This window comes from Johnsonella ignava ATCC 51276 (genome assembly GCF_000235445.1).
Lineage (GTDB): Bacteria > Bacillota > Clostridia > Lachnospirales > Lachnospiraceae > Johnsonella > Johnsonella ignava.
The window spans coordinates 199,370-212,732 of the sequence record NZ_JH378831.1 but is presented as its reverse complement, the minus strand read 5'-3'; the positions used below and the strand labels follow the sequence as shown (position 1 = coordinate 212,732).

The 13,363-nt window shown below is 31.1% G+C and carries 14 protein-coding genes; all 14 read left to right on the top strand.

Annotated elements, in window-relative coordinates; translation table 11 throughout:
- A partial coding sequence (locus tag HMPREF9333_RS05385; RefSeq protein WP_207635715.1) for a DDE-type integrase/transposase/recombinase occupies positions 1–390 on the top strand: 390 nt, incomplete at its 5' end.
- A 294-nt stretch (positions 391–684) separates the two neighbouring features.
- Positions 685–1,161 (top strand): hypothetical protein, encoded by a 477-nt coding sequence (locus HMPREF9333_RS05380; RefSeq protein WP_005540418.1) that lies wholly within the window; start codon positions 685–687, stop codon positions 1,159–1,161.
- A 147-nt stretch (positions 1,162–1,308) separates the two neighbouring features.
- A complete protein-coding gene (locus HMPREF9333_RS05375; protein ID WP_040882318.1) occupies positions 1,309–1,818 on the top strand; it encodes a hypothetical protein in 510 nt (169 codons plus the stop codon).
- 228 nt (positions 1,819–2,046) lie between these two features.
- Positions 2,047–2,667, top strand: coding sequence for a methylated-DNA--[protein]-cysteine S-methyltransferase (locus tag HMPREF9333_RS05370; RefSeq protein ID WP_005540414.1), 621 nt, complete (start codon positions 2,047–2,049; stop codon positions 2,665–2,667).
- Between the two features lie 91 nt (positions 2,668–2,758).
- The gene (locus HMPREF9333_RS12880) at positions 2,759–2,917 is read left to right on the top strand and encodes a hypothetical protein (protein WP_242822314.1); all 159 of its coding nucleotides are present in this window, start codon (positions 2,759–2,761) and stop codon (positions 2,915–2,917) included.
- A gap of 153 nt (positions 2,918–3,070) precedes the next feature.
- The gene (locus HMPREF9333_RS05360; RefSeq protein WP_005540413.1) at positions 3,071–3,499 is read left to right on the top strand and encodes an Rrf2 family transcriptional regulator; all 429 of its coding nucleotides are present in this window, start codon (positions 3,071–3,073) and stop codon (positions 3,497–3,499) included.
- A 254-nt stretch (positions 3,500–3,753) separates the two neighbouring features.
- A complete protein-coding gene (locus tag HMPREF9333_RS05355; protein ID WP_005540411.1) occupies positions 3,754–4,515 on the top strand; it encodes a nuclear transport factor 2 family protein in 762 nt (253 codons plus the stop codon).
- 16 nt (positions 4,516–4,531) lie between these two features.
- Entirely contained in the window at positions 4,532–6,070 is a 1,539-nt protein-coding gene (locus tag HMPREF9333_RS05350; protein ID WP_005540409.1) for an ABC transporter permease/substrate-binding protein, read from the top strand.
- An 8-nt stretch (positions 6,071–6,078) separates the two neighbouring features.
- Positions 6,079–6,876 (top strand): ABC transporter ATP-binding protein, encoded by a 798-nt coding sequence (locus HMPREF9333_RS05345; protein WP_005540407.1) that lies wholly within the window; start codon positions 6,079–6,081, stop codon positions 6,874–6,876.
- Positions 6,877–7,335: 459 nt separating this feature from the next.
- Positions 7,336–8,349, top strand: a complete 1,014-nt coding sequence (locus tag HMPREF9333_RS05340) for a hypothetical protein (protein ID WP_005540405.1) — start codon at positions 7,336–7,338, stop codon at positions 8,347–8,349.
- A 448-nt stretch (positions 8,350–8,797) separates the two neighbouring features.
- A complete protein-coding gene (locus HMPREF9333_RS05335) occupies positions 8,798–9,814 on the top strand; it encodes a hypothetical protein (protein WP_040882317.1) in 1,017 nt (338 codons plus the stop codon).
- 134 nt (positions 9,815–9,948) lie between these two features.
- Positions 9,949–10,761 (top strand): hypothetical protein, encoded by an 813-nt coding sequence (locus HMPREF9333_RS05330; RefSeq protein WP_005540401.1) that lies wholly within the window; start codon positions 9,949–9,951, stop codon positions 10,759–10,761.
- A 395-nt stretch (positions 10,762–11,156) separates the two neighbouring features.
- On the top strand, positions 11,157–12,713 hold the full coding sequence (locus HMPREF9333_RS05325; RefSeq protein WP_005540400.1) for a hypothetical protein: 1,557 nt from the start codon (positions 11,157–11,159) through the stop codon (positions 12,711–12,713).
- A 76-nt stretch (positions 12,714–12,789) separates the two neighbouring features.
- A complete protein-coding gene (locus tag HMPREF9333_RS05320) occupies positions 12,790–13,320 on the top strand; it encodes a hypothetical protein (protein WP_005540398.1) in 531 nt (176 codons plus the stop codon).
- Positions 13,321–13,363: the final 43 nt, after the last annotated feature.

The window sequence follows — 13,363 nt, the reverse complement described above, 5'->3', positions numbered from 1 at the left end:
AACATGAAGAAAGAATTGTGCATTGATACTTTTAAAGCTGTAACTCAAAAATACAATCTGAACGGTGCTATTGTGCATTCTGACAGAGGAAGTCAGTACACTAGCGAAGCATTTAAACAGGTTCTTGCTAATGCAGGAGTTAGTCAAAGTTTAAGCGGAGTCAATCATTGCTTTGATAACTCTAGGATGGAGAGCTTCTTCGCAACGCTCAAGAAGGAACTCCTTTACAGGATTCCAACCTATCGCATAAAAAGAGAAGAAGTAAAAACAATGATCTTCAGGTATGTATTTATATATTACAATCAAAAACGGATATATACATCAAACCCGGATGGACTTCCGCCGGTTATGTATAAGCAGTTGCTGGAGGTTCAACTTCTGGCAGCATAGGAACCATAAACAATTTAGTGAGTTTGAAGACTCTACTTATCTTGACAGTTCCACAGTACTTAGTATTATACTTATGCTTTTACCTGTAATTGTAATTGCACTGGAGAGCAGAAGTCAGCAAAATGTATGTAAAGAAAGGCTGCAATATTTGTTATTAGAAGGAAAGACGATAATACTTTTATAGGGTGGTTGCTGTGCTATAAAGCAGGTTGTTTTTTGGAGAACAAATTGTAAAAATGCATCTTTGTGGTCAAGAGATCGAGTATAGAATCTACGTCTTAGTGGGAAATATTGATGAAATGGATAGTTAAAAAAGTAATATTTTTATTTAAGATAGTATTTGTATTAATTGTAATTTATATCACTATTGCATGGATACCCGTAAAATATGCTATTAGAGAAGAAGATTTTATTAAGTATGGCAAATTTATTTTATTAAAAGGTAATTATGATACAGGAACAGGGTGGAGCAAAGTGGGTGATGAAACCGGATTTTACAATAAGGACAAGGTTTATGAAGTATGGATTGAAGGTAAAATGAAACCTCCGAAAATATCTACCTCTTTTGCAGGTCATCAAAAAGTGTATTTGTGTAAAGTAGAGGAAGTATCAGAATTAAAAGATATAAAAGGTATTATGTATCAAGCATATAAAATTATAGAGTGGTATCCTGTTTATCCTATAATAAGAGATCCAACTGTCTTACCTGAGTGGGTATATCCAACTGAATTTATAAATATATATGACATTTCAGATGAACCGGTTTGGTAAGATGAAAATGAACATTAGAAAGTAAAGAATTACAATCATTATATTAAACATATAGTTAAAAATCGATACTATTTAGGAAGTGAGGGTGCTGAGCTAATTTTATTTACAAAAAATTGTTCTGAATAAATAAAAGGGAAAATATTAGTGATGGAAGAAAATTTATTAATAAAAGGATTAATTAGAATGCTTAAAGGCTTTATTATACTATTGTTATTACTAATTTCAATTATAATAATTTACCTTATTCCGGCTTGGCTACCTGTTAAATATGCAAAAACAGAGAAAGATTTTTATAAATATGAGAATGCTATATTAATTAAAAGAACATTTTATGCAACAGGTGCAAGCTGGAAAATAGTAGGAGATAGCAATAGTTTTTATGACGAAGAACACATTTATGATATTTGGCTTGAGAATGATGATAATCCAATAAGAGAAATGCCGCTTTCAGAATATGACAATACTTATTTGTGCATAGTCGAAAAGATGGAGGGTGGTAAATATTGGGAGGAGGGGGGTGAATATTTTGAAGCATATAAATTAATAGATTGGTATCCCGTGTATCCTATAAAACGAGAAACTGTTATTTTACCAAAATGGCTGTACCCGGCAGGGTTTCTTAATAGATATGATTTTAAAGCAGGTATGCCTTGGTAAATATGCTGCAAGAAAGTTGCATTGCATTTTTAGAAGTTTTTAAATATTAAATTTCGGAAAAATTATGTATACAATCAATTAACACCACTTCTTTTGAACTATTCAGTGCTATAATGAATATGGCATAAATCATCATTTGATTTATGGTCTTAGCATTTATATTAGGCTGAGAATCATATTTATGTCTTTTTGGAATGGAAGGTTTAAGTTATTTTAGAAGGAATTATTATGAAAACAAAAGAAGATGCATGCAGTTTCGGATTATCATTTGAAAATACATATATGGATACTCCTTTTAGAAAGGCTGATTGGCAGCTTGTCAGGATAAGGGATAGTAAGAAGGCTTTTCTATGCATATATGAAAGGAATGGATTTATAAACTTAAATGTAAAGGTAAGCCCTGAATGGAGGGATTTTTGGAGAAGCACCTATGCCTCCGTCCTGCCGGGATATCATCAAAATAAGGAGCATTGGAATACAATTATACTTGACGGAACGGTAAAAGAAGAGGATATTAAAAGAATGATTGCCGAAAGTTATGACCTTGTAACGGATTCTCCGACTAAAAGAATCTATGAGGCGGTAAAAAGGATACCAAAAGGCTATGTGGCAACCTATGCAAGAGTGGCAGAAATGGCAGGCAATAAAAAGATGTCAAGGGCTGTAGGGAATGCACTTCATAAAAATCCGGATCCCGATAATATTCCCTGCTTTCGAGTGGTAAACTCAAAAGGTGAACTGGCTCCCGAATTTGCTTTTGGTGGGATGGGGGAACAAAGAAAGCTGCTTGAGGCGGAGGGGATAGAGGTAAAAGATAATAAAGTTGATTTATCAAAGTATGGAATATAGAGGAGTTAAATGAAATTATTTACAGGATAGGATTTTTCGTCCGCCACTATCTAAGTCGATTGATAAAACCCGGTCTTTAATAGGTACTGTTTTGGCTTTTATAACAACTGCCTTTTTTATCTGGAACGGTATAGTAACATCCATGGTAATGATAAGAACCACGAACAGAAAGAAATATACTGTGGCAAGAAATGTAATAGAGCACTTTATAGATGAAGAGTATCAGAATACAGTAGTGGAAAAGGTTTGACCGAATATGGATTTTTTGGAGTAAGAATGTAATCATTGACATTACAATGAGATATAGTATACTGATACTGGAGTTAAAGCTATTAAGTCTTATATAAACTTTGTGACTATAATAGTATACTTTCATTATAAATACATGAAAGGGATGATATCAATGCAGATTTCAAGCAGATTTACCATAGCATTACATATTTTTGCATGTGCACAATATTTTAAGGATAAGGAAAAAATAACAAGCGACTTACTGTCAGGAAGTATAAGTTCAAATCCGGTTATTATAAGAAATATACTTTCACAACTAAGAAAGGCAGGTCTGCTTACTGTAGCAAGGGGAACAGGCGGAATAGAAATTACAAGAGATTTATCGAAGATTTCTTTTTATGATGTATACAGGGCTGTTCAAGCTGTAAAGGAAGAAGGATTATTCCATTTTCACGAGGCACCAAATCCATTATGTCCGGTTGGAAATAATATACATAGGTTGTTGGATGACAAATTGGCAAAAATACAGGAAGCTATGGAAAATAAAATGAAAGAATATACTCTTTTAGATATGAAAAATGGTATGGAAGAGTTTTGTTAAAGATGTCTGTTGGGCATCTTTTTTGTTTTTAGGGAGTAATATAAGGAAATGATAGTTTAAAATGCAGGAACTTCCAAAGTATAATTTATTTTATATTATAAAAAGTATTGACAAACTTGTTGTAATGATCTATATTACAACAAGTAACAAATATTAATTTTAAGCTTTTTAAAATAATGCTTTAACATTAGGAGAATGGTGTAAAAATATTTTTATCACTATTTGTGCCATCGCTTGGCAGAGAGGAGATTATTATGTCAGAGAAATTAAATAATGCAAAGAATTTATATATAAGAGGTATACAGGATGGAGAAATTGAGGAAGTCCTATCCTGCTATATGGGAGAAAGTTATACTCAACACAGTACAGGTGTAGGAGGAGGCAAGGAAGGATTTAAGGCATTTTTCATAGATTTCTTTAAAAGAAATCCCAAAAGAGATATTCAGATCATCCGTGCTATAGAAGATGGAGAGTTTGTATTTTTACATGTTTTACAAAACTTAAATGACGGCAGTATAAAATGGATCACTATGGATATTTTCCGTGCCGATAATAATGGAAGGATTGTTGAACATTGGGATGTTATAGATGCATATCCTGAAAAGATTGTTAAGGAAGATCCTATCTTAGGTGAATTCAGTATTAAAGATTTAGAAAAAAACGATTGCAATAAAAAGAGAGTAAGATTATTCCTTACTGAGGTATTGCAGAATAAGGAATCAGATAAATATTATGACTATGTATCAGAGGATATTATCGAGCACAGTCAGTGGTTACAGGACAAAAATATAGATTTTAAAACAGCCGCCGATAAGTTTGGAATATATTATGACTTCGTTTTTAAAGTTATCGGAGAAGGTAATTATGTAGTTGCATATTCTCAAGTAATCGTAGAGGGTAAGGCGTATGCAATATTTGATTTATTCAGACTTGAAAATGGTAAGATAGTTGAACATTGGGATAATAGAGAAATAGTACCAAGTAGGGAGGAATTAACCAATTCGGGTAAGTTCTAGTACTTTAGGAGGATAAATGATAAAGGAAATAGGGATATTATTAAGTACTAAATGGGATTTCTTTGGAAAGCTTTTGTTGGAGCATATTGAAATCTCATTGATTGCCATATTGATTGCAATAGTGTTTGGAGGTATAGTAGGGATTTTTATAAGCGAGTTTCAAAAAAGTGCAAAACTTACTTTGGGAGTGATAAACTTTTTATATACGATTCCATCTATATCAATGCTTGGATTTTTAATACCTTTTTCAGGTATAGGAAATGCCACAGCTATTATTGCTTTGACAATATACGCACTCCTACCTATGGTTAGAAATACCTATACAGGAATGATAAATGTGGATGCAGGTATATTGGAAGCGGCAAAGGGTATGGGAAGTACCAAAAAGCAGATACTTTTCAGAGTACAGATACCTCTTGCAATGCCTGTTATAATCTCAGGAATCAGAAATATGGTCACAATGACAATAGCACTTGCAGGTATTGCTTCATTTATCGGAGCCGGAGGACTTGGAGTAGCTATTTATAGAGGCATTACCACAAATAATGCTGCAATGACTATAACAGGAAGCTTAATTATTGCAGTTTTGGCATTAGCGGTAGATTTTATTCTTGGATTTGTTGAAAAAAGAATGCAGATACATGGAAAGGCTGCAAAAAAGCAAAACAGAATACTTGCTGTTATTTCGCTTGTCTTAATTTTTTGTATCTTGATTGTGGGATTACTTCCAAAGAAAAATAAAAATATAATCCATCTTGCGACAAAGCCTATGACTGAACAATATATTCTTGGTGAGATGTTAAAATTATATATAGAAAATAATACAGATTTATCCGTAGATATTACACAGGGAGTAGGTGGAGGAACCTCAAATATAGAACCGGCTATGGAAAGCGGTGAGTTTGATCTCTACCCGGAATACACAGGTACAGGCTGGAATATGGTATTAAAACATGAAAATCAGTACGGTGAAGAACAGTTTGATATTTTACAAAAAGAATATCAGGAAAAGCTCGGACTTACATGGGATGTAATGCTTGGCTTTAATAATACCTACGGCATTGCCGTTAGAAAAGATATTGCAGTAAAGAATGATATAAAAACATATTCCGATTTACAAAAACTGAATGGGAAGCTGATTCTTGGTGCCGAATATGACTTCTTTGAGCGTCAGGACGGATATGATATGTTAAGTAAAACATATAATCTTTTATTTGCTTCTACAAGTGATATGGATATGGGACTTAAATATCAGGCGATAAACAGCGGTAAAATAGATATAATGCCTGTAAATACTACAGACGGTCAGCTGGCTCAGGCGGATGTTGTACTTCTTGAAGATGATAAAAATATGTATCCTTCATATCAGGCGGGAATGGTGGTAAGAGAGGAAATATTGGATAAATATCCACAGCTTCACAGTGCTTTGCAAAAATTTGATAAGCTGATAAATGAGTCGGATATACAGAGGATGAACTATGAAGTGGAGAGTGGAAAGAAAGAGCCGAGGGATGTTGCAAAGGCATTTTTATTAGAAAAAGGACTTATAGAATAGGAGGATTTATGGCAATAGCTATTGAGTTTTCACATATAAGAAAAAGTTATGGAGATACGGTAATTATACCGGATTTGAATTTACAAATAGAAAAGGGAGAGTTTGTTACCATTGTAGGCTCTTCAGGTTGTGGAAAAACTACCGCTTTAAAGATGATTAACGGACTTTATGAGCCTACATCAGGAGATATTTTTGTAAATGGAGAAAATATCAAGAATATAGATATGATTAGGTTAAGAAGAAGTATCGGCTATGCTATACAGGGCAGTGTTTTATTCCCAAATATGACGGTTGAAGAAAATATTTCCTATGTTCCAAGCCTATGGAATAAAAATGACAAGGAAAAGACTAAAAAGGCTGTGGATAAATGGATGGAGGTAATAGGTTTGGATTCGTCCATGAAGGACAGATATCCGTCAGAACTTTCTGGAGGGCAGCAGCAAAGAGTAGGAATTGCAAGAGCTCTTGCGGCATCTCCTGATATTTTACTGATGGATGAGCCATTCGGAGCGGTAGATGCTATCACAAGGGAACAATTACAAAATGAATTGAAGTCTTTACATAAAAAAACAGGTATCACTATATTGTTTGTCACTCATGATATTGAAGAAGCATTAAAGCTTGGTACAAAGGTTTTGGTACTTGATAAGGGTGAGATAGAACAATACGATAAGCCTTCTGAGATAGTGCAAAACCCTGCCACGGATTTTGTAAAAAAGCTTGTGGAAAAGCAAAGAAGAGCCTGCAACCTGCCGGATGAAAGGCTTAGAGAGTGCGAGTATTGCGGTGCTTATATGCTTTCATAATACGAGGCAGAAGATGCAAAAAAAGCTTATTGATTACATAAAGGCAGTAGGTACTGAAACTAATAATTTAAGCTTTGGTAAAGATGAGATAGAAAAAATAATTGAAGAATAGGAAGTATTTACCAAAAGTATAAATGCAGATGTAAGAACTGTAATATATGTTTCATGGAAAGGTGAGAATATAGTAGGATGCAGTGTCATCTGCAATTTATCAAACAGAATAATTATATATCAAATTTTGGTATAAGTGTAGTTAGATCAGAGTTGGGAATTGGAGTAGCAAGAGAACCAGTTGATAAATGCATTAGCTGTGCAAAAGATGGAGGGTGGTAAATATTGGGAGGAGGGGGGTGAATATTTTGAAGCATATAAATGTAAAATATGGTGATTTGAAAGAAATTTGAGATGGAATTCATAAGTATAAAAATTGTACTACTGTAGATTAAGATGAGGTATTGTATGAAGAGAAGAATAATAAAGGTATTTATTTTTCTTATTACCATATTATGTGTAGTTTGTTTATATAAGGTATATATCAATTATAAGATGATCAAAGAGATAATAAAGAAACCACCTATAGTGTTTTCAATACGATTTAAAGATGGAGACAAAGGGACTTTTAAATATAATATAAATACCGGAAAAGCTGAAAAAATTTCAGATTATGTTTTTCAGGATTTATCATACAGCAATGATTATGAAAAGGTTATTGGTGTGATATGGGAGGATAAATTTCAAGGATTAGCTGAGTTGGATATGAAACAATATACATTTAAGCCAATTATAGATTTAGAAGAATTAAATAAATGTGCTAAAGATATAGGATTAGATGAGATTAAGTATGATATGCCCGGGGTAGCCGGTATACACATGCCGCAGTTTTATAAAGACGGATGTACATTTTTTTGGGAAAATTCCGGTGATGTTATTTGTTATTTTAATAAACAAAATGATGTTTGGAAAATGAAGGTATTATATAAATCTGAACATGAAAATTATAGTTATCATATTAAAGAAGAAAATAATAAAGACTTATTATTTGTAGAATCACGCTATGAAATCTATAACCAAAAGATTGAAAAAATAAATATTGATAAAAATAATTTAGAGACATTTGGAGAAGAAGAATTACTAATTACTCCAAGGAAAAATTTTAGCGATTCAACCGGAAATATGGATGTGTCTAATGATACAACTATGATTTCATATTATCAAGAGCCTAATATATATATTTACGATTTAGAGACAAGGAACAGGAAACATATAAATAATCAATATTTATTATGGCAGCATATTGTATACATTAAGTTGTCATCGGATGCGAAGTATATATTTTATGCAGTAGGAGATATTCCGTTTTTTTGGTCTGATGGATATAGATTAAATTTTTTTATAGTAGATGTAAAGACAGGAAATAAAATACGATTAGATAAATGGAAAAAGGGAGATATGTTTTACGGAGTTGATTGGTAGTTAGATGGTAAATAAAAATTTTTTTTGTATTGCAAATGAAAAAGAATACGGGTAGTATATAACCGGAAACTTTGCTTCAGATTAATTTTATAAATAAATGCAAAAAATTGGGATAATCCGAGATTATCATATCCTTTTGACTACGGAACATTAATTGTAGCTTCAGGAGGGGTATATAAAGCTAAGAAGTAAAAAAATTGTAAATATTACTATGAATTTATTGATTCGGCAATCGCTCATATAAATGAATAGCAAAAAGAATTATGAAAAAGAATATAATACGTTGCTTAATTTACATATTTCTGACATAGATAGTATTTAATAACGGAGTTTTTATATCCCACTAACTTATATGGTGATTTATATGATATTTGGAATAGATTACATACACAGTATTATTTTCTAAATGGAAACCAAAAATGTATTACATCAGATTAAAGGGCTTGATATGAAAAAAATAAAATTAATAAAGATAGTAGCATTTTTTTTGATTTTTATGTGCATATGGTTTGCATACAAAAAATATATTGCCTATAATATAATTAAAAATGCTTCTAATCAACCACCTATAGTATTTGCCGCAGATTTTTATAATGGAGATGCAGGGACTTTTAAATATAATATAGAGACTGGGAAAGCCGAAAAAATTTCCGACTATGTATTTCATGAATTATCGTACAGCGAGAATTATGAGAAGATTATTGGTGTAATATGGGAGGATAGATTTCAGGGACTTGCAGAACTGGATATGAGAGATTATACATTTAAAACAATTATATCACTTAATGATCTGAATAAATGTGTTAGAGAGCTGGGTTTAGATGAAATTAAGTATGAACATTCTGGCGTAACACAACTTCGTATGCCTAAATACTGTAAAGATGGATATATCTTTTTTTGGGGGTATTATTCAACTGTTGTCTGCCATATAAAAAAAGTAAATGATAATTGGAATATAGCCATGGTAAATAGCAGTAGATTTCAAGGCTATACATATTTTATAAAAAAAGCAGACGGATTAGAATTACTTTTCTTAGAAACAGAAGAAAAATTGTTAAGTCAGGCGAGTAAAAGAGGCACAATTATTGAAAAAACAATAGGGATGAATGATGAAAAAGGCATACTGGACATAAATTTAACAGAGGCTATAGATGCAAGTGGAATTATGGATATGCCGGATGATATGAGTAAGATTGTATATTATGAGGAACCGGAAATATATATATATGATTTAAATACAAAGGAAAAGAAACATGTTACGAATCAATATCTATTTTGCCAGTATATTTTAGATCTTAAATTTTCATCTGACGAAAGATATATATTTTATACGGTAGGCGATATTCCGTTTTTTTGGGATGGATGGTATAGAATAAAATTTTTTATAGTAGATACAGAAACCGGAAATAAAACAGGATTAACCAAATGGAAAAATGGAGACACATTTTATGGAATTGATTGGTAGTGAGTTGGAATGTATAAAATTCCTGATTAGTGTGTAAAGGAAGCAAAGATATATTTTGATAACGTGGAAAGTGGATTTTACAATAAAAATAACATCTATGAAGTTTGGTTGGATGAATTTGAAAGGAAGTATTTATGAATAAAATCAGTTTGATACCTATAATTATATGTTTTTTAATTATAACAGATGCCTGTAGTATATACAAAAAAAGAGACATTGTAAATGTAATTAATAAAGAAGGATATATTATTAATTTTATAGATTATAACATGAAATATGAAATTGATATTGACAATGATGGAGTGATGGATTCAGTAAGGGTATTTATTAATGAAGATAATTACACGGGTCTAGAGGTAAATAATCAAAGAGAAATAATAGGTTACAGTGAAGAAGGAGCGAAAAGTGTACTTATAAATGATGCTCATGGTAATTATTGTATAGGTATATCAATTCACTATGTTAATGATACACGAATAAGTAAATTCTACAGCTTAAATAAAGATAGTATAATATACAAGTCAACTTTAAACGGTCATTTAAAATCTGCATATCAAAATTTGGGTTTATATGTGGAAGATAGAAAATATATTATAGGTTTTCAAAATACAACAGGTATATATCTAATAAATCCTGATTTAAATCTTACTTTAGAAGGTAATTATGCTATAAATGATTTTAAGCATACATTGGTAAAAGAACTCGGAGCATATAGGTATAATGATAAAACTGCTAGCTATGAAATGGCTGTATATCAGCAAGGAGAGGTTTTATATTTATATGAAACGGATATGCAACATTTAATTTATTTTAAAACGGATAATGGGGATAAAGGATATATTAATGCAACAAAAGATTATTATGACATTCCTGCCGGTGAATTTTATATAGGGGATGAGAGATTAGTTGATTATTTTAATGGAGATGAAATATCATGGACGGGTTAATAATGCTCCGGTTGAACTTTGGTTAATCAGAGCTTTTATACCTAGAAAAGGATAATTATTTTTTGTTAAATTATTATCTTATAAAAGTATTTGACTATAGTAAAAATAGAGCAAAGATATATTATAGAGGAGGATCAACCTTTTTAAAAATAAATAATTGATATAAATTAAAGATATAAGGTAAAAGCGTAATAATACAATATTGAAATTGGAATTTAATCTATGTAAGGAGGGAATATGGCATACTCATTTGATGAATTATGGCATATGGTATGAGGAAAATAAAAATTTCAGTGAGAATGATTTAAGCGATATTGCAAAAGAAAATATTAAGATAATTTCCGAATATATTGACAATTTTTAGCAGACATATCATAATATTGGAGGATAGAAAGATGAAAAAAATATATATATTAATAGTACTTAGTTTTTTGATGATGTCATGTCAAAATATAAAACAAATAGAAGAAAAACAAAACTCTACATATGTGAAGCCGAGCAGCATAGCCAGCTGTAGTAACTCTCAATTTTCTGATGATGAAATAGAGAAAATAAAACTTTTGGCAGAAACCGTTGCATTTGGTAAGAGTAATTTTATCAGTGGTATTGAATATGAAAATACTGTCCTTAACTCAGATGAGGAACAGGCTTTATTTTTGTTTAATCTTAATATTATGTCTGATGAAGATGTGGCAAAAAGAACACTTAATAAAGTTGCCGATTTTACCTCTGATGGTATGAAACTTAATGAGGGAAGTGCAAAGGAGATTATACAATCAGCGGGAGGTAAAGTTGCAGATACCAGGTTATGGAGTTATATACTTAATGAAACCAGGGCGGATGCAAGCATTATATATGTAAAGGAAGTCGGTAATGAATTTATATTTCCTATACTTAGTAAAAGTAACTTGGAAAACTATAGAGAGTATAAAAATTGGGAATTTATAAAAGAGGGAAATGATACCTTGACAGTGAGATTTCGTGAATACTTAGAACCTGAAGATATTTATGTACATGATTTGGAATTAGAGTTATATAAAAATAGTGAAAGTATTTTTGCAGGTTATAGTGCGAAAAAAATCACAAGAAAGTTAGCCCTGCCTGATGATGTGAAATCAAATTCTAATCTTAGTAATTTAACTTATACCGCTCCTGACGGTTTGAGTAAGGATATGAAAGACTATACTTTTAAGCTGGAAGAAAATAACTATAGACTTCCCGTTCCTGTAAAAGCTTTTACTGATGACGGATGGGAACTGAATTTGACTGATATCCCTCAAAAAGGTAATAAAAAAACGGCAGAACTTGTTAAGAACAGTAAAAAAATACCGGTAACAGTATGTAATTATACGGGAGAAGAAAATAAAGAAAGTTTATATGTAGTTTGGTTTAAAATTAATAATACTGAAAAAGAAAAAATAGAATTTGAACTGTCGGGAGGTATAAAAAACGGTGATAAAAAAATTGAAGACAAGAAATATTATTTTTTAGATGGACTTTATAATGATGAATTTGGCATAAAGATTACTTTTGATAATAATGATTTAGTAAATGGTTTTGAAATGTCCTATGCACCGGATAATATTGACAGAATTGAGAGAATTAATATGTTAAGTACCGACCAATCCGGTAAAGAAATAAGATTGGAACCGGATATTAAATATGAAAAGTTGGAGCGAGGAAAGATATATTTAATTCCTGCATCTAATAATGAGATTATAAAACTTGAGATTAAATACCTTGATAGAGTCGATTGGGGAAAATACACTTTATGTCTAATTAAAAATGGAGAAGAGCTGGGTATTTATGACAGCACTTGCGGTAGATTTATAGAGTATCCTGAAATAACCCTAAATAAAGATGATAATGGGGATGTGTATGTATTAATAAACGGAGTCGATTCAAGAAATAATGAAGGGGAGGAAAAAATATATATTACAAGACACAGGTAGAAAGGGATTGTCAGTTGTACAAATTTTAAATGGTGTTATACAAACGTTTCCAGGTGAATAAGTAATGGAGATTGCTATGAAAAATAATATTAAATTTTTAAGTTTATTTTTGGTGCTGTGTATATTAATAACAGGGTGTGTGAACTCAGCATTCGGAGATAGTAAAAAAATAAATACTGAGGATATAAGAAGTAATATAAATGAATTTTATGGAAAATTTTCAGATGATTATTTAAAGGAAAAGATAATAGTTGTTAATAAAGATATAATAGGATTGGATGGAGAAGTAATAAAATATATAGATGCAAATAATAAAGTGCTCAGATGTACTGTAATAATTTATGGAGAAAGTGAAAAATTGACTTCAGACTATTATTTTATAGAAGATTATATATATGTAACGATGTTGGATGAATATTACACATATCCTATATATTATTCCTACAACAGACCGGTAGATATAATGTACAGAACATTTGAGGAGGAGATTATTTACGAAGGCATGATTTATGAATTGGTAAATGGAGAATTTGTCAAAACTAATATAAAAGACATAAAAATACCGTATACATCATTACAGGAGATAAATAAAGCAATAGGAGAATAAAATTGAAAAGAATATAATAATGAGAGTACTGAGTTTTAGGAAA

Bases quoted from the DNA above. Each gene is read 5' to 3' on its own strand.
- HMPREF9333_RS05380 (WP_005540418.1), top strand. From the start codon at position 685: ATGAAATGGATAGTTAAAAAAGTAATATTTTTATTTAAGATAGTATTT.
- HMPREF9333_RS05375 (WP_040882318.1), top strand. From the start codon at position 1,309: ATGGAAGAAAATTTATTAATAAAAGGATTAATTAGAATGCTTAAAGGC.
- HMPREF9333_RS05370 (WP_005540414.1), top strand. From the start codon at position 2,047: ATGAAAACAAAAGAAGATGCATGCAGTTTCGGATTATCATTTGAAAAT.
- HMPREF9333_RS05360 (WP_005540413.1), top strand. From the start codon at position 3,071: ATGCAGATTTCAAGCAGATTTACCATAGCATTACATATTTTTGCATGT.
- HMPREF9333_RS05355 (WP_005540411.1), top strand. From the start codon at position 3,754: ATGTCAGAGAAATTAAATAATGCAAAGAATTTATATATAAGAGGTATA.
- HMPREF9333_RS05350 (WP_005540409.1), top strand. From the start codon at position 4,532: ATGATAAAGGAAATAGGGATATTATTAAGTACTAAATGGGATTTCTTT.
- HMPREF9333_RS05345 (WP_005540407.1), top strand. From the start codon at position 6,079: ATGGCAATAGCTATTGAGTTTTCACATATAAGAAAAAGTTATGGAGAT.
- HMPREF9333_RS05340 (WP_005540405.1), top strand. From the start codon at position 7,336: ATGAAGAGAAGAATAATAAAGGTATTTATTTTTCTTATTACCATATTA.
- HMPREF9333_RS05335 (WP_040882317.1), top strand. From the start codon at position 8,798: ATGAAAAAAATAAAATTAATAAAGATAGTAGCATTTTTTTTGATTTTT.
- HMPREF9333_RS05330 (WP_005540401.1), top strand. From the start codon at position 9,949: ATGAATAAAATCAGTTTGATACCTATAATTATATGTTTTTTAATTATA.
- HMPREF9333_RS05325 (WP_005540400.1), top strand. From the start codon at position 11,157: ATGAAAAAAATATATATATTAATAGTACTTAGTTTTTTGATGATGTCA.
- HMPREF9333_RS05320 (WP_005540398.1), top strand. From the start codon at position 12,790: ATGAAAAATAATATTAAATTTTTAAGTTTATTTTTGGTGCTGTGTATA.